Annotated in this window: 21 protein-coding genes; 12 read left to right on the forward strand and 9 right to left on the reverse strand. The window is 61.7% G+C overall.

Annotation, left to right across the window (positions count from 1 at the left end; all coding sequences use genetic code 11):
• Positions 1-80: 80 nt before the first annotated feature.
• From O0882_RS09205 to O0882_RS09215, 3 genes are all read left to right on the forward strand, one after another.
• Complete coding sequence (locus tag O0882_RS09205; protein WP_289947244.1) at positions 81-860, forward strand: peptidyl-prolyl cis-trans isomerase; 780 nt, start codon at positions 81-83, stop codon at positions 858-860.
• Positions 861-971: 111 nt separating this feature from the next.
• Positions 972-1,748: a peptidylprolyl isomerase gene (locus tag O0882_RS09210; RefSeq protein ID WP_289947246.1), complete on the forward strand. Its 777-nt coding sequence runs from the start codon at positions 972-974 to the stop codon at positions 1,746-1,748.
• 58 nt (positions 1,749-1,806) lie between these two features.
• Entirely contained in the window at positions 1,807-2,487 is a 681-nt protein-coding gene (locus O0882_RS09215; protein ID WP_289947248.1) for a DNA alkylation repair protein, read from the forward strand.
• Here the strand turns inward: O0882_RS09215 and O0882_RS09220 are convergent.
• Entirely contained in the window at positions 2,450-3,136 is a 687-nt protein-coding gene (locus tag O0882_RS09220; RefSeq protein WP_289947249.1) for a TetR/AcrR family transcriptional regulator, read from the reverse strand. The two genes, O0882_RS09215 and O0882_RS09220, sit on opposite strands and share 38 nt — an antisense overlap.
• Positions 3,137-3,243: 107 nt before the next feature.
• Here O0882_RS09220 and O0882_RS09225 point away from each other — a divergent pair, with 107 nt between their 5' ends.
• Positions 3,244-3,942: a hydrolase gene (locus O0882_RS09225; protein WP_289947251.1), complete on the forward strand. Its 699-nt coding sequence runs from the start codon at positions 3,244-3,246 to the stop codon at positions 3,940-3,942.
• A 6-nt stretch (positions 3,943-3,948) separates the two neighbouring features.
• Here O0882_RS09225 and O0882_RS09230 read toward each other — a convergent pair whose 3' ends face one another.
• On the reverse strand, positions 3,949-4,842 hold the full coding sequence (locus O0882_RS09230; protein WP_289947253.1) for a GNAT family N-acetyltransferase: 894 nt from the start codon (positions 4,840-4,842) through the stop codon (positions 3,949-3,951).
• Between the two features lie 154 nt (positions 4,843-4,996).
• Between O0882_RS09230 and O0882_RS09235 the strand changes: the two genes are divergently transcribed.
• Positions 4,997-5,881: a neutral zinc metallopeptidase gene (locus O0882_RS09235; protein ID WP_289947255.1), complete on the forward strand. Its 885-nt coding sequence runs from the start codon at positions 4,997-4,999 to the stop codon at positions 5,879-5,881.
• A 48-nt stretch (positions 5,882-5,929) separates the two neighbouring features.
• Here O0882_RS09235 and O0882_RS09240 read toward each other — a convergent pair whose 3' ends face one another.
• The 5 genes from O0882_RS09240 to O0882_RS09260 form a co-directional block, all read right to left on the reverse strand.
• Positions 5,930-7,009, reverse strand: coding sequence for a TIGR03118 family protein (locus O0882_RS09240; RefSeq protein ID WP_289947257.1), 1,080 nt, complete (start codon positions 7,007-7,009; stop codon positions 5,930-5,932).
• A gap of 108 nt (positions 7,010-7,117) precedes the next feature.
• Complete coding sequence (locus O0882_RS09245) at positions 7,118-7,876, reverse strand: transporter substrate-binding domain-containing protein (protein WP_289947259.1); 759 nt, start codon at positions 7,874-7,876, stop codon at positions 7,118-7,120.
• A complete protein-coding gene (gene nadC, locus O0882_RS09250; protein ID WP_289947260.1) occupies positions 7,876-8,742 on the reverse strand; it encodes a carboxylating nicotinate-nucleotide diphosphorylase in 867 nt (288 codons plus the stop codon). The genes O0882_RS09245 and nadC overlap by 1 nt, the downstream gene beginning before the upstream one ends.
• Positions 8,739-9,872 (reverse strand): quinolinate synthase NadA, encoded by a 1,134-nt coding sequence (gene nadA / locus O0882_RS09255; protein WP_289947261.1) that lies wholly within the window; start codon positions 9,870-9,872, stop codon positions 8,739-8,741. Before nadA ends, nadC begins: the two co-directional genes overlap by 4 nt.
• Before the next feature lie 111 nt (positions 9,873-9,983).
• Positions 9,984-11,582 carry an ABC-F family ATPase gene (locus tag O0882_RS09260; RefSeq protein ID WP_099763667.1) on the reverse strand — a complete coding sequence of 533 codons (1,599 nt, stop codon included), beginning with the start codon at positions 11,580-11,582 and terminating at the stop codon, positions 9,984-9,986.
• 225 nt (positions 11,583-11,807) lie between these two features.
• Between O0882_RS09260 and O0882_RS09265 the strand changes: the two genes are divergently transcribed.
• Complete coding sequence (locus tag O0882_RS09265; RefSeq protein WP_289947264.1) at positions 11,808-12,356, forward strand: DUF2939 domain-containing protein; 549 nt, start codon at positions 11,808-11,810, stop codon at positions 12,354-12,356.
• Positions 12,357-12,426: 70 nt separating this feature from the next.
• Positions 12,427-13,086: a hypothetical protein gene (locus O0882_RS09270; protein WP_289947266.1), complete on the forward strand. Its 660-nt coding sequence runs from the start codon at positions 12,427-12,429 to the stop codon at positions 13,084-13,086.
• 103 nt (positions 13,087-13,189) lie between these two features.
• Here O0882_RS09270 and O0882_RS09275 read toward each other — a convergent pair whose 3' ends face one another.
• Together O0882_RS09275 and O0882_RS09280 are read right to left on the reverse strand one after the other, a co-directional pair.
• Positions 13,190-13,882, reverse strand: coding sequence for a DUF3334 family protein (locus O0882_RS09275; RefSeq protein ID WP_289947268.1), 693 nt, complete (start codon positions 13,880-13,882; stop codon positions 13,190-13,192).
• A gap of 300 nt (positions 13,883-14,182) precedes the next feature.
• Entirely contained in the window at positions 14,183-14,440 is a 258-nt protein-coding gene (locus O0882_RS09280) for a DUF1488 family protein (RefSeq protein ID WP_289947270.1), read from the reverse strand.
• A gap of 408 nt (positions 14,441-14,848) precedes the next feature.
• Between O0882_RS09280 and O0882_RS09285 the strand changes: the two genes are divergently transcribed.
• The 5 genes from O0882_RS09285 (at position 14,849) to O0882_RS09305 (ending at position 19,327) form a co-directional block, all read left to right on the forward strand.
• A complete protein-coding gene (locus tag O0882_RS09285; protein ID WP_289947271.1) occupies positions 14,849-16,519 on the forward strand; it encodes a DUF6138 family protein in 1,671 nt (556 codons plus the stop codon).
• Between the two features lie 97 nt (positions 16,520-16,616).
• Entirely contained in the window at positions 16,617-17,303 is a 687-nt protein-coding gene (locus O0882_RS09290; protein WP_289947273.1) for a hypothetical protein, read from the forward strand.
• Between the two features lie 25 nt (positions 17,304-17,328).
• The gene (locus O0882_RS09295; protein WP_289947274.1) at positions 17,329-17,655 is read left to right on the forward strand and encodes a hypothetical protein; all 327 of its coding nucleotides are present in this window, start codon (positions 17,329-17,331) and stop codon (positions 17,653-17,655) included.
• An 84-nt stretch (positions 17,656-17,739) separates the two neighbouring features.
• Positions 17,740-18,381: a hypothetical protein gene (locus O0882_RS09300; protein ID WP_289947276.1), complete on the forward strand. Its 642-nt coding sequence runs from the start codon at positions 17,740-17,742 to the stop codon at positions 18,379-18,381.
• A gap of 85 nt (positions 18,382-18,466) precedes the next feature.
• On the forward strand, positions 18,467-19,327 hold the full coding sequence (locus tag O0882_RS09305; RefSeq protein ID WP_289947277.1) for an alpha/beta hydrolase-fold protein: 861 nt from the start codon (positions 18,467-18,469) through the stop codon (positions 19,325-19,327).
• Positions 19,328-19,381: the final 54 nt, after the last annotated feature.

A 19,381-nucleotide genomic window follows, 5' to 3' on the forward strand; every position in this document is an offset into this window, starting at 1 on the left:
GGCGTTTTGGTGTACCCGAGCCATGTTATCAATTTCTTTCCATGCGTTTTTTACGAAACTTTCCCTAACAGGATTTAATAATGACTTTTAAGCCAGCCCGCTTGCTGATCGCACTACTCGCCGTTGTCGCGGTACCTGTTTTTGCGCAAAATATTGCCGTTGTTAATGGCAAGCCTATCCCATCGTCGCGCGTTGATGCAGTCGTCAAGCAAGTCGTCGCCCAAGGCCAGCAACCGGATTCGCCGCAATTGCGCGAAATGATCAAGAAGGACTTGATCGGCCGTGAAGTGCTGATGCAAGAAGCGGAAAACAAAGGTTTCGGTAAAGATGCAGCCGTCAAGCAGCAAATCGAGAACGCACGGCAAGCCATCGTCATCAACGCCCTGGTCGGCGACTACCTGAAAAAGAACCCCGTCAACGACGCTGAAATCAAGGCCGAATACGACAAGTTCGTAGCCCAGACGGGCGACAAGGAATACCACGTGCGCCACATCCTGGTGGCCACCGAAGCGGAAGCGAAAGACATCATCGCCAAGGTGAAAGGCGGCGCCAAGTTCGAGGACCTGGCCAAGCAATCGAAAGATGCCGGTTCGGCCGACAATGGCGGCGACCTGGACTGGGCAGCCCCATCGTCCTTCCCGAAAGTGTTCTCCGACGCCTTCGTGAAGCTGCAAAAAGGCCAAGTCACCGACACCCCGGTGCAAACGCCTAACGGCTTCCACGTGATCAAGCTGGACGACACCCGCGCGGCCAAGCTGCCGACCCTGGAAGAAGTCAAGCCACAGATCGCCGAGGCGCTGCAACAAAAGAAACTGCAAGCGTATCAGGAAGAAATGATCAAAAAAGCGAAAGTTCAGTAAGAACTGACCTCCCCGGCGCCCTTTTCGGCGCCGGTCGTGTATTCTGCGCCTGAATGCGCACTGCGCGACAGTCGCGCGTATCGATTTTTAGTATATTTATTAGGAATAAACATGATTTTGAAGCCAGCCCGCCTGATCTTAGCCCTGGTCGCCGTCGTCGCGATCCCTGCATTCGCGCAAAACGTCGCCACCGTGAATGGCAAGGCCATCCCATCGTCGCGCGTTGACCAGGTCGTCAAGCAAGTCGTCGCCCAAGGCAAGCAAGCCGATTCGCCGCAATTGCGCGAAGCCATCAAGAAAGACCTGATCGGCCGTGAAGTGCTGATCCAGGAAGCCGACAAGCAAGGCTACGGCACGCGTGCGGAAGTCAAGTCGCAGATCGACAATGCCCGTCAAAGCATCATCATCAACGCCCTGCTGGCCGACTACGTCAAGAAGAACCCTGTCAAGGACGCTGAAATCAAGGCCGAGTACGACAAGTTCAAGGCACAGGCGGGCGACAAGGAATACCATGCACGCCACATCCTGGTGGCCACCGAAGCGGAAGCGAAAGACATCATCGCCAAGCTGAAAGGCGGCGCCAAGTTCGAAGAACTGGCGAAAGTATCGAAAGACGGTTCCGCAGCCAATGGCGGCGACCTGGACTGGGCTAGCCCAGCTTCGTACGTGAAGCCATTCTCCGACGCCATGGTCGCCCTGAAACCAGGCCAGATCACGCAAACGCCCGTGCAATCGCAATTCGGCTTCCACGTGATCAAGCTGGAAGAAACCCGTCCGACGAAGCTGCCGTCACTGGAAGAAGTCAAGGGCCAAGTGGCTGAATCGCTGCAACAGAAGAAACTCGCCGCCTACCGCGACGAACTCATGAAGAAGGCAAAAGTCCAGTAATATCGGATGAAGATGAAAAGGCGCTCCATGGAGCGCCTTTTTTACGCCTGGAGATGCCATGAACCTACATGAAGAATTAAGAATCGCACTCGAAGCGGCTGCCGAACCGGGCCGCACGGCGCCCATGCAGGCCTATATGCGCGACCAGTTCGTGTTCCTGGGCGTGGCGGCGCCACAGCGCCGGCTGGCCGCCAGGGACTTGCTGGCGGGCTTGAAGGGTATCGATGCCGGGACGCTGCTGGAGCATGTGCAGCGGCTGTGGCAGCAGCCGGAACGCGAATACCAGCACGTGGCGCTCGACATGCTGGATATGCACCGGCGTCAGCTGAACATCGCTCACCTCCCCGCCCTGCTGGCACTGGCGCACCAGCGCGCGTGGTGGGATAGCGTGGACGGCATGGCGGGCATCGTGGGCGACGTGCTGCTGGCGGAACACAGGCGCGGCGGCGACGGCCATGCGCACATGAGTGACGCCTTGCGCCACACGGATTTCTGGCTGCGCCGCATCGCCATGCTGCACCAGCTGGGCTGGCGCGCCGACACGGATGCCGTCTGGCTATTCGACGCGGCCCTGGCGCTGGCCCATGAAGACGAGTTTTTCATCCGCAAGGCCATCGGCTGGGCCTTGCGCGATTACGCGCGCCACGCCCCCGAAGCCGTAACGGCGTTTGCCAACGCGCACCGCCAGCAGCTCTCCACGCTCAGCTACCGCGAAGCGCTGAAGCACCAGCCACCTTGAACGACTGGCCGCCCAACAATCGTAGCGCCGCATCGATGCGCGGCGCGGCATCCCAGGCGGGCACGGGCGCCAGCAAACCCAGCGCCATCTGCCGCAGGGGTTCTGCAATCACCATCGCCAGCAGCAAGCCGGCCAGTTCAGGCGCATTGCTGACCGTCATGTGGCCGCACGCAGCCTGGCGAGCCAGCCACTCGGCCAGCAGGGCCGTGCCCCGCTCGATGCCGTTGCGTTGATATACAACCAGTAAATCCGCACGGGCGGGAAACTCCGTGCACAGCAGGCGAAACAGGCCGACGGCATCCGCCGTCAGCACGCGCGCCACCATCGCCTGCAAGATCTCTTTCAATAAGGGCAGCACTTCGCCGGGCGCGGCCGCATCGTGCGCCATGGCAGGCAGGAAGGCATCCGTCCAGCCGCGCACCACCAGGGCGACCAGTTCCTCGCGGTTGGCCGCATATTGATACAGCGACTTCTTGGCCATGCCCGCGTGGCGCGCCACCGCTTCCATGGTCGTGGCCGCATAGCCTTCGTGCAGCAGCAGCCAGGTGGCCGCCTGCACGGCCGCTTCGCGCGCTTCCTCGGACGGGCGCGCAGGACGGCCCCGTCCACGCACAGCCTTGCTCTCTGTCTTGCTCTCTTCTTCCTGCATGCCGGCTCCAGGCTTGATCGATGGGCAATTTTACACTGAAACATATTTTGGAAACGTTGTACGTTTCTTTAATATATAATTGTCGCACCACAACAAAGGAGAACGACATGACGAAGCCTATTGAATTCCCATGGAGCATCACCAACACGGGCGACTTGCTCGACCCGTTTCCCCTGCACCTGGAAACGGGCATCACGCGCCTGGAAGACGGTTGCCTGCTGGTGGCGGCGCGCACGGAACTGCACGGCTGCAGCGGACGCATGCTGGACTGGTGGTTTACATTTTTCGAGACGACGCAGCACATCAAGTGGTGGCATCCGCATGACCACGTGGCCCATCACGGCTGGAACAGCGCGTGGAAAAAGGGAGAAAATTATTACGGCGCCTCGATCGAGGCGGTGGAGTCCTTGGGCGACATTGCGCCCGTGAAAGCCAAGCTGAAGTTCCATGATCCGAAGGAAGTCTTTGATCCGGCACAACTGCAGCAGGCCAAGGACAGCGGCGCCCTGTCGGCCGCCATCTGCGCGCGCATCGGCTTTGGCGACCACGTGGTGCTCGATCCGCAGGGTGATCCGCTCGACGGCGAAATGCTGCATTTGACGCGCGACACGCCCACGGGCTGCGTGCTGCGCAGCCGCTTCTTGCTGGGCCGCAACAGCCTCGATCCCGTGCGCGACGTGCCCGACGTGCTGGGCCTCAATTTGCTGCGCCATTGCTACAGCGAATTTACCTATCTGTCGCGTTTCCTGCCGTCCTTGTACTACGGCGAGCATGCCAACGGAGAAAAGGCCCCGTTGCCCTGGTAAGCAGCCTTACAGCCGCTTGTGCATGCGCGCCAGCGGCAGTTTGATGTCATCGGGCAAGTCGAGGTGAAAATCTTCGGTGACGGCAAAACCGCTGGCCAGGTACAGCGGCACGCCGGGCAAGGTGGCGGCCAGTTCCAGTGCCGTAAAACCGGCGGCCAGCGCCTGGCGTTCGCAATGGCGCATCAGCATGCTGCCCAGGCCCTGGCGCGCGGCGCTTGGCTCGACAAAGAAGGCGCGGATGCGGCCCGGCTGGCTGGCCGGATCGAGCAACGGGTCCGGCCCGCTCTTGGCGCGGTCGGCGCCGTACAGGGTGGCACGCCGGCTCCAGCCGCCGCAGGCCAGCATGGCGCCGTCGCGCTCGATGACGAAATACGTCCGGTCAGCAACGAGCTGCGTATCGACGCCAAACACGTGGCGCGTCACGGCCTCGGCTTGTTCCTGCGTATAAAAGCCCGCGCTCAATTCCACGCCGGAACGGGCGATCAGCGCATTCATGGCGGGCACATCGGCCGGCAGCGCCACGCGCAGGTGCGTCAAAGTGCCAAAGCTGAACCAGGCGCGGCTGATGCGGCCCCGCTCCACCTCGTACGTCGCCACCAGTTCCTGTGCCGACATGCCATCGTCCGTGTCGCCATGGACGATTTCATGATCGATCACCAGCTTGCCGCAGGCGATGCGGTTGAGCAACTGCGCCTGCGGCCGGCTAGCGGCGAAACGAGCCGTGAAGCGGGGGCCGATCTGCGCACTGCCCGTGGCCAGCAAGGTATCGGGGTGCTGGAATTGTTGCGCATCATCGGCGTAGATGGCCAGCAAGGCGGGCACGTCGTGTTCGTTGTAGGCGTCCAATTGGGCCTGAACCACCGCCGTGGGCGAAATGCGTGTATCGTTGGCAAGCACCATGCGTGCACCTGTTTTAATGTAGTTGGAAAGTTGCAAAGCGTAACATTGTCGCCCCTGTCGCGGCGCGGTTTACTGCGATAATAACAAGATTCGCCTCAAGCAGCATGTTGAGGCGTCACCAATCAATCGCACAATCGCAGCAGGAGTAAAGATCATGAAATGGGAAGGCAATCGCGAAAGCGACAATGTGGAAGACCACCGTGGCGAAGGAGGCAGTGGCGGCGGTGGTGGCGGCTTTGGCGGGCGCTCGATCGGCATCGGTACCATCGTCATCGCCCTCGTCGGCTCGTATGTGCTGGGCGTCAATCCTTTGACCTTGCTGAATCTGCTCAGCGGCGGTGGCGGCCAGGTCAGCACCCAGCAAAGCCAGTCGCCCGCGCGCCCGCCCCCGGAATCGGACGACATGGCCCGCTTCGTGAAAACCGTGCTGGCCGATACGGAAGACACGTGGGGCGCCCTGTTCAAGGCCGAAGGTGGCACCTATGTGCGCCCCAAGCTGGCGCTGTTTTCGGGCAGCATCCCCACAGCCTGCGGCACGGGCCAGAGCGCCAGCGGCCCCTTTTATTGCCCCGGCGACCAGAAAGTCTACCTGGACCTCGATTTCTTCAATCTGATGCAGCAGCGCTTCAAGGTCTCGGGCGAATTTGCCGAAGCGTATGTGATCGCGCATGAAGTGGGCCACCATGTGCAAAACCTGCTGGGCTTGTCCGAAAAGGTCGACAAGGCGCGCCGCACGCAATCGGAGCGCCAGGCCAACGCCATGTCCGTGCGCCTGGAATTGCAAGCCGACTGCTTTGCCGGCGTATGGGCATTCCACGCGAACGCCGACCGTAAGATCCTGGAACAGGGCGATGTGGAAGCGGCCCTGAAAGCAGCCACGGCCATCGGTGACGATGCGTTGCAGCGCCAGTCGCAAGGCCATGTCGTGCCCGACTCATTTACGCACGGCACCTCGGAACAGCGCGTGCGCTGGTTCAGCAAGGGCATCGAGAGCGGCCAGATTTCCCAGTGCAACACGTTTGAGGCGCGCCAGCTGTAAGCATGCCCAGCCCCCGTGCAGCCCTGCGGGCGCACGGGGACGTTCCCTCTACTTCAAATCGATGCGCCCGTATTGCCCATGCGTCTCGTCATCCGGCCCGGCCGCATAGAACAGCGTATTGACGGGCTGGCTGTTGAGGCCATTACCGAAGGCGATGCCCCACAAGCCATCGATCACCAGCGGCGTGCCGTCCGTCTTGAGCAGCGCACCGCCAGCGCTACCCGTGTCAGTATCATAGACATTGATCTTGCCATCGCCAAAATTACCTATCAACAACATATTGCTGGCCGTGCCGAAACCGGCCGGCGCCAGCGCCATGCCCCAGGGCGCATTCAGAGCGCCGCCGCTCACCAGCCGCTTGATCAGTGTGCCGCCCGTGTCATACACATTGACGATACCGAGGCCGGCGCCAGCCTCTTCATCGTCGCCGCTGGCTTCCCGCTTCGCGTACGCGACGTAGATGCGCTCGCCGATAGCCTGGATGCCGAACGGCGCATAGCCGGCCGGCAAGCTGGGGTCGCTGAACGCGCCGGGCAAGGCGACTTTGGCGAAACTGGCATCGAAGACGTCGACGCGTCCGTTGTGGAAATCGGTCGCATACAGGTAGTTGGCGTTCGCATAGCGCGAGATGGCCAGGCCCTTGTAGACGCTGCCGCCCGCGCTGCCGTCGAACACGACCACGGCCGTCGTCGGGCTGACCGTGGGCGACCAGGCGGAAATGCTGCCGCTTTCGCTGGCGAAGATGAAGGGACTGGGCGCCGTCACGCCGTTCTGGCTCAGTTTGAAATCCTGCGTGCCGTTGAACACGATGCCGGTCGGCCCTGGCGGCGTGCTGACCACCAGCGATTGCGGCACGCCGTTGCCATCATACAAGGTGGACTTCGCCGTGCCATTCGCCACCACCCAGACGAAACCGCGTGGATTGAAGGCCACGCCCCAAGCGTTGACGAGGTTGGTGTCCGTGTGTGCGGCGGGCAAGGCGGGCGTATCGGACACGAGGCTGGTGGCCGCATAGGTGCTCGCGGCCGGCGGGCGGTGATGATGGCCTCCCCCGCAGGCAAACAGGGCAGCGGCCAGCGCGATGGCGAAACCGGTGCAGATCAGTTGCTTGATGCGGTGCGTCTCCATGGCATTCCCCCTCGGCGTGATGGGCAGTGTTGTGCTGCCTGTTTTCAGGGTAGGACCTGGCCCTGCCGAATGCTTGAGGCGCGTCAAACACGACGAAAATAGGCAGTATCAGGGCATGCCGACGTCGTAGCGCTTGCCCAGCCGTTTCAGTTCACCCGTCTCGATCAGATTATTCAATTCCTGGTCGAACTGCAGGCGCAGCTTGTCGAAGGCGGGAGAACGGGGGAAGGCGAAATAGCCGTTTTGTATGTCGATGACCTTGGGCTGGGGTTTCACCTGGCGCGCATAGCCCAGGCGGGCGATGACGGGGTCGGTATTGCGGCGGTTGCTGACGAACACATCGACATGGTTGTGCACCAGCATCTTCAAGCCATTTTCCACATTGTTGGCCACGCTGACCTGCAAGCCGGGCCGCACGCGCTCCCAGTCCGCGCCATACGCCCAGCCATTGAGCAGCACCACCCTGCGGTTCTTCAGCGCCGCGTAATCGCCATCCCAGCCGAAACTGGCGTCCTGGCGCGTATAAAAGACCATCTGGTCCTGGTAGAACGGCTTGTCGGAAAACCCCATGCTGGCGATGCGCTCGGGCGTCTTGTAGGGGCCGATCAAGATATCGGCCTGGCCCTGCACCAGCATGGCTTGCGCGCGCGCCCACGGCACCATGCGAAAACGCACGGTGTTACCCGTGCGCGCCGCCATCAGGCGCAGCAGTTCCGCGCCCAGTCCGCCATACTCGCCACCGTCCTGGTATTCGAACACGTGCTCGAACTGCGCGCCCACGGCCAGCAGCTCGCGCGCCTGCAGTGGCACGGCGAAGACCGGCCACAGCAGCGCCAGGGCCAGCAGGCGCCGCCCTGCTTCCCTCATCAGCCGACGATGCGCAAGGAGTAATCGGTGGCCCGCACGTCCTTCGTCAGGCTGCCGATCGAGATGCGGTCCACGCCCGTTTCGGCAATGGCCCGCACGGTGTCGAAGTTGACGCCACCCGACGCTTCCAGCAAGGCGCGGCCGTTGGTGAGGGCCACGGCGTCGCGCAGCATGTCGTTGCTGAAGTTATCCAGCAGTACCGAGATGGCGCCCGCGTCCAGCGCTTCGCGCAATTGCGCCAGGGTTTCCACCTCGATTTGCACGGGCACGCCCGCGTCGAGGTTGCGCGCGTTTTCCAGGGCCTGGCTGACGCCACCGGCGGCCGCGATATGGTTTTCCTTGATCAGGATGCCATCGTACAGGGCCAGGCGCTGGTTCTTGCCGCCGCCGACGCGCACCGCATACTTTTGCGCCAGGCGCAGGCCCGGCAAGGTCTTGCGCGTATCGAGAATGGACGCCCTGGTGCCGGCGATCACGTCGACATACCGGCGCGTGGCCGTGGCCACGGCCGACAGCAGTTGCAGGAAATTGAGGGCGCTGCGCTCGGCCGTGAGCAAGGCGCGCGCCGGCGCTTCGATCGTGCAAACGACGCTGTCGGCCGTCATCATGTCGCCTTCGGCATAATGCCAAACGATGTCGATGCCGCGGTCCAGGCTTTTCATGATGCCTTCGAACCACGGCGCACCGCACAGCACGGCCGCTTCACGCACGATGACACGGGCCGTGACGATGTGGTCGGGCGGCACCAGCTCGCCCGTCAGGTCGCACTGACCCACGTCTTCCAGCAAGGCGGCCAGCAGATTGCCCTCGAACGCGCGCGCCAGGGCCGGATCGAAGGGAGCGAAAGAATTAACAAGGGTACTCATGCTGGACCGATTCCTTGGAACAATGTGGTTTCTTTTGCCAGGTCCGCGCCCGGCTTGAGGCCTGCCTTCCTGGCGGCGGCGAAGTCGAGCATGCGATTGATCGAGCGCACGGCCAACTGGCCGACTGCGGGATCGACGTGAATTTCGTTGTGCATGTTTTCCAGCGTTTGCGCCAGGTTCAGCAAGCCATTCATGGCCATCCACGGGCAGTGCGCGCAGCTTTTGCAGGTGGCGCTGTTGCCGGCCGTGGGCGCTTCGATGAAGCGTTTTCCCGGCGCGGCCGCGCGCATCTTGTGCAGAATGCCATTGTCGGTGGCGACAATAAAAGTGTCCGTATCCATGGTTTGCGCTGCCGCAATCATTTGCGACGTCGAGCCCACCATGTCGGCCAGCGCCACCACGTTGGCGGGCGACTCCGGGTGCACGAGCACCTTAGCTTGCGGATACTCTTCCTTGAGCAAATCGAGTTCGATGCCCTTGAATTCGTCGTGCACGAGGCAGCTACCCTGCCACAGCAACATGTCGGCGCCCGTTTCCTTCTGGATATACGAACCCAGGTGTTTATCGGGTGCCCAGAGGATTTTCTTGCCCTGCGCATGCAAGTGGGCAACGATGTCGAGGCCGATCGACGACGTCACCATCCAGTCGGCGCGCGCCTTGACGGCCGCGCTGGTGTTGGCGTACACCACCACCGTGCGGTCCGGATGGGCGTCGCAGAAGGCCGTGAATTCGTCCACCGGGCAACCGAGGTCGAGCGAACAGGTCGCGTCGAGATCGGGCATCAAGACGGTTTTTTCGGGACTGAGGATCTTCGCCGTTTCGCCCATGAAGCGCACGCCGGCCACGACCAGGGTCTTGGCCGGATGGTCGCGCCCGAAACGGGCCATTTCCAGCGAATCGGAGACGCAGCCGCCCGTGGCTTCGGCCAGGTCTTGCAGGTCGGCATCAACGTAGTAATGGGCAACGAGCACGGCCTCGCGCTCGATCAGCAGGCGCTTGATGCGCGTGATCAATTCGGCTTTTTCAGCCGGGGAAGGCGTCGCTGGCGTGCGTGCCCAGGCGTGGGCAGTGCAGCTGGCTCCGTCTTGTGGATGTTCATACTCGACGGATTTGATGGCTAAAGTTTGCATGGTGTAGGGTAGCTGGGTGAGAATACACGATGGCATATCGACAGGCCGATTGCCCAGCCTGCGACACTGCATGCCGGAAGCGCTGCATGCGCCATCCGGCAACCCATCGAATTAATCGATGCCTTGGCTCTTCAAGTAATCTTCGTAATTGCCGTTGTAATCGACAATGCCGTCTTCCTTGATCTCGATGATGCGGTTGGCCAGCGAAGACACGAATTCGCGGTCATGCGACACGAAGATCAGGGTGCCCGCGTATTTTTCCAGCGCGATGTTCAAGGATTCGATCGATTCCATGTCCATGTGGTTGGTCGGCTCATCGAGCATCAGCACGTTGTGGCGGCCCAGCATCAGCTTGCCGTACATCATGCGGCCCTTTTCACCACCGGACAGCACCTTGACGGCCTTTTTGACATCGTCGCCGCCGAACAGCAAGCGGCCCAGGATGGAACGCACAGCCTGGTCGTCGTCGCCCTCTTTCGTCCACTGACCGATCCAGTCGGTCAGGTTCGTGTCCTTGGCGAAATCTTCCGTCGGGTCTTGCGGCATGTAGCCCACGTTGGCGTTTTCCGCCCACTTCACGCGGCCCTGGTCTGGCTGCAAGCCGGCGATGTCGCCCGCGATGCAACGCAGCATGGTGGTCTTGCCGGCGCCGTTGGCGCCGATGATGGCGATGCGCTCGCCCGCTTCGACCATGATGCTGAAATTCTTGAACAGCTGGCGGTCAAAGCCTTTCGAGATATTCTCGACTTCCACGGCCAGGCGGTGCAATTTCTTTTCGCCGTCGAAACGCACGAACGGATAGGCACGCGACGATGGCTTGATGTCGTCGACCTTGATCTTTTCAATCTGCTTGGCGCGCGATGTCGCCTGGCGGGCCTTGGATTTGTTGGCGGCGAAGCGGCGCACGAATTCCTGCAGCTCGGCAACCTTGTCTTTCGCTTTCGCGTTGTTGGCCAGCTGCTGGTTGCGCGCCTGGGTCGAGGCGAACATGTATTCGTCGTAGTTACCCGGGTAAATCTTCAGGGTGCCGTAGTCCATGTCGGCCACGTGGGTGCAGACCTGGTTCAGGAAGTGGCGATCATGGGAAATGATGATCATGGTGGAGTTGCGCTCGTTGAGCACGTCTTCCAGCCAGCGAATCGTGTTGATGTCCAGGTTATTCGTCGGCTCGTCGAGCAGCAGGATGTCCGGATTCGAGAACAGCGCCTGCGCCAGCAGCACGCGCAGCTTCCAGCCTGGCGAGACATTGCTCATCGGGCCTTGATGCAGCTCAATGGCGACACCGGCGCCCAGCAGCAGTTCGCCCGCGCGCGATTCGGCCGTGTAGCCGTCGTATTCGGACACTTTGCCTTCCAGGTCGGCCGCCTGCATGTAGTCGTCGTCGGTCGCTTCCGGGTTCGCGTAGATGGCGTCGCGTTGCTGGATGGCGGCCCACATTTCCGTGTGGCCCATCATGACCACGTCGAGCACGCGCATATCTTCAAACGCAAACTGGTCCTGGCGCAGCTTGCCCAGGCGCTCGTTGGTATCGAGCATGACATTGCCGCCCGACGGGTCCAGGTCGCCGCCCAGGATCTTCATGAACGTCGACTTGCCGCAGCCGTTGGCGCCGATCAAGCCATAGCGGTTGCCGTCGCCGAACTTGACGGAGATATTCTCAAACAATGGCTTGGCGCCAAACTGCATCGTAATATTTGCGGTTGAAAGCATGTGATATTAGGTCTTTATTCAGTTAAAACAGCTAGTTAAGTACTTTTCTCCCATTATACAGCACCCACCCCCTTCCACTCCATAGTGCCCCCGGCGAGCGCACCCTGAGCAAATGTGGAGAACTACTGGCGGCAGATGATGACAAGAAAATACCATTGCCGCAGTTCCATTTTGCAGATACCCTGCGTGGCATCCGTTTTCCACTCTTTACCTCGCAGGCATCCCTTGAAAAAAATCACCATCGCCGCCGCCGTGGCCGTCATTGCCGTCGCCGTCACCGCCTACGCTTCGCCGTACTACGCCTTGCACCAGATCAAGACCGCCCTGGCCGAACGCAACGCCGATGCTCTGGCCACACACGTGGACTTTCCCGCCCTGCGCGCCAGCGTCAAGGCGCAGCTGGAAGCCAGCATGGCCCGCAGCATCGAGGCGACTGCCGGCAGCGGCAACCCATTGGCCGCCCTGGGCCAGTCGATCGCCAGCGCCATGCTGGGCAAGATGGTCGACACCATGGTCTCGCCCGCCGGTGTCGTCGCGCTGGTCAACAAAAGCGCCGTCAGCCCGCAAGCGGGAGCCGATGCAAGTGCGGATGCCCCGGCCGATGGCACTCAGAAAAAGGCCGGCTATTCGGCAAGCTATGCCGGCGTGAACACCTTCGTCGTGCGCGCCAAGGATGGCAATGCGCAGGAAAGCGCACTGGTCTTGCAGCGCCATGGCGTGTGGGACTGGAAACTGAGTTCGATTGAAATTGCGTCGGCGATGGCCGTACGGTAGCAAGGTGCGCGCATGCGCAAGCAATCCGGGCCACAATGCCTGTCACTTGTAGCAAATTGCAGGAGATTTCATGCTGAAACACACGGCTTTATCGCTGGCCATGACCGTTGCCTGCGCCACGTCATTCGCCCTCGCCCTCGATGGCACAGCCGGGAGCAGCCACTCTGTCACCGCGCGCATGCAGGCGGAAACGTCCAGCGCCGCCGATCCCGACGCCCCCGCGCCGCTGCCCGTGCCCAGCGACATTTCGCTGGCCGAACTGGAGCGCCGCTGGGCGCTGGCACAGGCGCAAGCCGCCGAAAAACACTTCAGCAGCGCGCTCGACCCGGCGGTGCTGACGGCCCTGGCGCGGCAGATGGAATGCATGGATATCGTCGGCGTGCAAGCGTATGGCGTCCCGCTGGAGCAAACGCAGCCCACCGTGCTGAGCGGCGCGCACCTGCTGGCGCGCTGCCCGGACAGGGCCTATGTGACGATCACGGCGATGTCGATGGCGGGCAAGACTGGCAAGCGCGTCACGATTTCGCCGCAGTCATTCAACCAGACGGTGGATGGCAAGCCCGCGCGGCGCCGGTATTACAAGGCGCCCAACGGCCGCCAGAAGGAAACGCTGACCATCGTCGATGGCAGTTATGTGTATGCGCTTGAATACTGGTCGCTCGATGACAGCCAGCAGAGCGGCATGGTCGGCATGCGCCGCATGGAAACATTGACGTTGCCACAACAATAGGGGAAGTTATCTTGCAGGCACGAGCCCGGAGCAAAGCCTTGTCGGCTGTAAACGGCAGTGGCCGGCGGCAAACATGCCGCCGGCCACGTTCAGACACCGCTGCTTACATGCCCAGGGACTTGAGCAGGTCGGCGTTGTCGTCGTCTTCCGGTTCCGCTGCCGGCGCCGGGGCGGCGTTGCGTTCGCGGTTCGCGTATTCCGTATCCATCAGCGAGTCGGCATCGACTTCGCGCGAATCGAAATCATGCAACTTGATGAACTCGGTACGGTCGATTGCCAGTTCCAGATAGAAAATATTGTTCTTTTCCGTGTAGAAGGTGACGCGGCGCATTTCCGGGCGGTCCAGCGGCGTGTCGACGCTGAGCATCACCTGCTTGTTCAGCACCAGCATCTTCGGCTGGCTCTGGGTGATGTTCGTTTGCAGTTCGCGTCGCACCTTGCCCGTGAAGTCGCCCACGATCTGGTTCATCAGCTCGCCCATGATGTTCGACACTTCGTCCGACGTGTAGAAATTGGCCAGTTCCGACTTCGGCATACCCATGTGCAACATGTAGCGCTCGTAGATTTCCATCGCCGTATCGGCGGCAAAATTGAGCACCACCAGGCCCGTGAAACCACCATCGAACATCACGAAACAACCGATGTCCGGCTTCAGGCCGGTCTTGGTGATGCGCTGCACCATGCCTGAATAATTGACTCTGCTTTGCGTTGCAACGTTGAGCACCCGAACCACCGAGTTGCACAAACTCATCAACAAATCTTCTGTACCGTACACAACATCCTTTTCTGCATCCATGAGCAACCTCTCTTACTATTTTAAAGATGACAGCACTGTTCCCTGCCCGCCGCGAGCCGAAACACGACCATTTCGCTCAGCAAGCGGACGACTTCACCTTTGCATGCCTGACCTTGCCTGGCTGCGCGCGCCGCGTTGCCGCTGGCACGAACCGCCCTGTTACCTTTTTCTGTATAGAAATAAGTATCAGATGCGCAGAATACCCAGATGTAACATTTCCGTCCAGCCATACCTGCATTTACTTGACGATCTGTGCGGAAATGCCATATCTGGCCTGGGCACCGGCACAAGAAATAGTAACTAAAAATCAAGTGCACGCAAGACCACGCTGCTGACCAGCAGATCGCGGCTCAGATAAGCGAAGGCGCGCTGGCCGATGCGCAGGCGGTGGGTGTCGAAGATAAGCAGCCAGTCGCCGCCCTGGCCCTGGTCCAGGCGGCGCAATGCCGTCACGCTGATGCGACAAGTCTTTTGCACGCCGAAGACGGTCAGATGAAAGCGGATGGTGTCGCCCGCCGGTTCGAGGGCGATGCTGTCGCGCAGAATCTCATAGGGCATGGCCGCCGCCCCCGTTCATGTGGCGAAGGTGGCCGCAGCAGCGGCATGCCGTGGCAAGTCGAGGATAAAGACGCAGCCATGGCCAGGCGCGATTTTCCGCTAGAAATAAATGCATCATGGCATTTTCGGCAATCTCAATGATTAAGAACAAGCCAGCCTAGCGCGATGCCCCGTCAAACACCGTCTGCTACCGTACACACACTTACTTGCGCGCTGATGGCAACGACAAGCCGTCCGGCTGGCACACCGCGATTACCGTGGGCGCGCACACTGCCCCGTCCTGACGCCCGTGCGGCCCTTGTCGCGGCCAGGCCCGGTCACCTAAAATAGTGCCTTATATTAAAAATTAAACATGACCGTGACGGCAGCCTGTGGCGCTGTCACACGCAAGGAAAGACGACGACACTGATGAGTACTCTTGTAGAGCTGGTAACACAGGAAATGACGGCGGCCATCCACGCCTGGTTCGATGAACGCCTGCAGCGCAACGACCTGGAGCAATCCGTCAAGCGCACGACCTTGCAAGCGGGCATTTTCAATGACTTCATGCTCGACTACAAGCCAGGGTGCGCGATCGCCTCCAATATCGACCTGGGCTTCGACGACGACGCGCGCCCCGGCACGGCGGCGCGCCTTGACGATGCGCAAATGCGCGAGGGTGTCGTGCCACAACTGACGGCCGTGGTCCAGGCCCGCCTGGCGCCGCTGGTGGACACGCCGATGATCGACTATCGCTTCACCTGCCGCGGCAAGTTCCAGACGGCGCAGGGCAAGCTGCACCTGACGTTGCTGGAATACGTCAACGAGGATAAACGCCTGGCCTTGCTGGAAAACATACGCGCGTACATCGGGCAAAAGCTCACGCATGGCAAGCATCCGACGAAACCGCTGGAAACGTTCTTCCTGGCGCGCCACCTGCTCGACCCGCAGCTGTTCCCGCAGCTCGACGTAGCCTGGAGCATCGCCCAATACGAACGCATCCAGGCCTTGAACAAGAGCCAGCCGGAGGCCTTGGCCAAGCACCGCGCCGACATCATCCGCGCCATCACGCAATGGGCAGAAAACGTTTTCCTGCCGCAATTTTATGACCGCGCGCTATCCGCCTACCGCGCCACCGAATACACGCTGAAAGCGGGCGCGGCGCCCGATGCACAGGCACTGCAGCCGATCGACCTGCTGCTGTATGGCGCGGTGATGATCTTGCGCCATGACGCCAGCTACGCCAAATCCAAGGGCCTGAAATTCCTGGAAATCGCGCGCGAACTGGGCAGCGAACGGGCCGTGCGCATGCTCAAGGAAGGCAGCGGCACCTTTCCCGATGCCGACATCCACCTGAAAAACGCGCTGCTGGAATGCCGCGCCAACGATGTGTTTGCCACGATCAGCATCACGATTGTCCAGGAAGAGGCAGACGCGTATGCGCAGGCGCTGGCGTTCGTCACGCATTTGCTGCAAAACGGTTTTCCGAAAAGCTACCAGATCAAGCTCAAATCGAAGGTCAAGGAATATCTGCCCATCAAGGGACTGGCGAAATCCGACACGCACCGCTTCTTTGCCAACGCCCTCGCCCATGCATCCCTGCAGCCGCAGCTGGAAGCGTATGCGCGCGCCGCCATTGAAGAATTCGAATTCTATGCGGACACGGAAGGGGAAAAGAATTGCATGCCCGGCAGCTACGCCACGTTCGGCCTGGGCTTGCTCGATGCGCGTCACTTCCCCCTGGTGCAGCACTACATGCAGAACGTCGACGAGGAACACCAGTGCGTGCAGGACCAGTTCACGGCGGCCTTTGCTGAAAAGCATGGCCTGACGACGGAGTCCATCCCCGTGCTGGCGGCGTGCCTGCGCGCCTGCACGGATAACGCCAAGGTGAAAATCCAGGCGGAACTGGAAGAGGTGGAGAAGCTGGAACTGTTCTGCCAGCAACTGCAAGGGCTGGAAGGCTATCTGGTCGAACACATGCTGTATCCGGTCTGGGGCAAGCTGGAAAAACTGGCCACCCTGGCGCGCAAGGCGGATGGCCGGCGCAAGGAGCTGCTGCTGGCCTTGCTGGAAGCGGCCAGCAAGACAGACGCCTGAAGTGCGCAACGTTATGACTTTCACCATTTATAATGCGGGCGCCATAGTTGCTATAAAGCATTTTTTGGCACCTGACATCGACTCATGGAGAATAGACATGCACCAAACAGTAGCAACATCACGTAGCGCCCTGCTGGCGGCAGCCTTTGCCGCCGTGGCGCTGGCGCAGCCCGCCATCGCCGCGGAAACCGCCGTGGAACTGGCGCCGCTAGCCGTCGCCAACCTGTACATCAAGACCATCATCAACCACGATGAAGCCAGCGTCGCCCAGCTCAACGCCTATTTGCGCCCCACGCGCCTGGCGGGCCACCAGAGCGCCGAATACGCGTCGTACAGCGGCTTGAAGGAGACGGATGCGAAATTCCCGAAAGAAACCGGGAAGCTGATCGCCGACCTGTTTCCCGCCGCCATGCGCGCGGCCGTCACGCCGGCCGCCGAACAGCTGACCGCGAACATCATCGCCGCCAAGAATGGCGCCGTGTGCCAGGCCACCAAGGCCGACCCGGTGACGACGGAAAACGGCATGCAGACGGCCGCCGTCAGCTTCGAATGCCAGGTTGTCAAGGTGCCTGTGGCATGGGCGGCGGCGGCCCAGCAACTGGCGAAGAGCGGCTGCAAGGTCGAGCAATGCAAGGCCGGCCTGCAAAAGATCGCCGCCACCTATACCAGTTCGCCGAAGCAGACCTGGCGCGCCGTGTTTGCCGTCAGCCGCGAAAAGGACTCGGAAGCCTGGCGCAACGATTTCGCGCGCGAAACCTTCGATGAAATCTGGGACTACCTGTAATCCTGGCGTCGTTTAGAATGGCTAGATGGACAAATTAACACCGGCACCACAGCCCGCGGGCCTAGCCCTGCTGCGCCTGCTCGACCCCGACCATGTGGAAGGCGCGGTGGTCCAGCAAGCGCTGGCGCAAGACTTGCCTGCCCTGCACGGCAAGCAATTGCTGGCGCTGCTGCGCCGGCTGTGTGCCGCGCAATCCAACCAGCAGCACTATGCGGGCGCCAGCGCCAAGCAGGCAGAACAGCTGTTCGGCGCCGCCATCGCCGCCGTCAAGGCGGAGCTGGCCACGCGCCCGCACCTGCCCAACAAGCAGGAAGCCAAGGCCTTGCGCCAGGCGGCGGCAAAGAAGCGCTGAACGGGTCTGCGGTGCGCGGGCGGGCACGCCCCTCCTTCTATAATCGGTGACGATACATTGTTTTCCGCACTGAAAGGACTCCCCATGCCCACACGCTTTTTCCGCCACGTAGCCGGCTGCGCCGTGCTTGCTGTCTCCGGCATAACCGCCATGCAGACGGCCCATGCCCTGGAGACAGGCGCCATCGACGCGCGCGCCGTATGGCAGGAACGCTCGCTGTCGGCCTGCCGCAGCGAACAATCCCAAACTGCGCCCGACGTCTGCCTGCTGCGCACCATGCAGCGCTCCGGCGCGCGCCCGCAAGCCGTCGCCGCCGCCAGGATGCTGGTGAAGGCGAACAAGGCGGGCTTCATCTCCGCCTGGCGCCCGCTGGGCAAGGCGGCCCTGGCCACCGTCACCTATCCGTTTCGCGCCAACACGAATGAAGGCAGCTTGCTGATCGGCAGCGATGGCGCCGCCATCGACGTCGACGAAGACTCCGTGCGCGAGGAAGACCGCGCCACACCGGCCTGGCGCGCGTTTGCCGCCGCCCATCCAGACTCTGTACCGTTCGCCCCCGCCGATTTCGTCGGCAGCACGGCCACCGACGATGGCGGCCAGCGCCTGCTGTTTTCCACGCCCCTGAAGAGCTGCCATGCCTGCGCCGACGATGGCGCGCTGCTGGTCGCCTATACGCTCGACAAAGCGGGCGTCGTGCTTGAGCGGGAACTCTTGACGATCAAGTAAGGCTGCCTCAAGGATAAGATAGAATTGCCCGATGGCATGTCTATACGTGTACATGCCATCTATCCACTACTTATCACAGGAAAACATGCGCCGCTCTTGCCTTGCACTGTACCTCACCGCCGCCCTGCTGCTGTCCAGCCCCTTCCACCTCGCCCATGCCGTACCGGCCGCTGCCGCCAGCGCGGCCACCCCGCTCGTCATCGGCGAAAGTTTCAGTATCGATTCGCAGGCGCTGCAGGAACAGCGCCACATCAATGTCTACCAGGCGCGCGCCTGGGATACGCCGCCCGACGCGCCGCTGCCCGTGCTGTACATGCCGGACGGCGGCGTGGCGGAAGATTTTTTGCACGTGGCCGGCTTGCTGCAAGTGTCGGTGGCGAATGGCACGATGCGCCCCTTCATGCTGGTCGGCATGCAAAACACGCAGCGCCGGCGCGACTTGACCGGCCCGACGCAGAGCGCGGAAGACCGCAAGATCGCCCCCGTGGTGGGTGGCGCGCCAGCCTACCGGGCCTTCATCCGCGATGAACTGATGCCGGAAGTCACACGGCGCTACCGCACGACGGGCGAAACGGCCATCGTCGGCGAATCGCTGGCGGGCCTGTTCGTGGTGGAAACGTATCTGCTGGAACCGCAGCTGTTCGACCATTACCTGGCGTTCGATCCCAGCCTGTGGTGGAATCATGGTGCCTTGCCGCGCCAGGCGGCAGCCCTGCTGGCCAAGGGCAAGCCGGGCAAGCGCAGTCTGTACCTGGCGTCCAGCAGCGAAGCGGGCGTCGCCGTCGAAGTGCAGCGCCTGGCCCAGGTGCTGGAAAAACAGGCGCCGCCGGGCTTGCAATGGCACCAGGAAAAGATGCCAGAAGAAACCCATGGCACGATCTACCATCCGGCCGCCTTGAAAGCGTTCCGGGCCGTGTTCAAGCCGCAGTTGCCGGTCAGCCAATAAAACATGGACAAACTGTAATCTGCCGCGGGACGTGCCCGCCGCCACTGGCGGGTA

Source organism: Janthinobacterium sp. SUN073 (genome assembly GCF_030397665.1).
Taxonomy (GTDB): Bacteria; Pseudomonadota; Gammaproteobacteria; order Burkholderiales; family Burkholderiaceae_D; genus Janthinobacterium.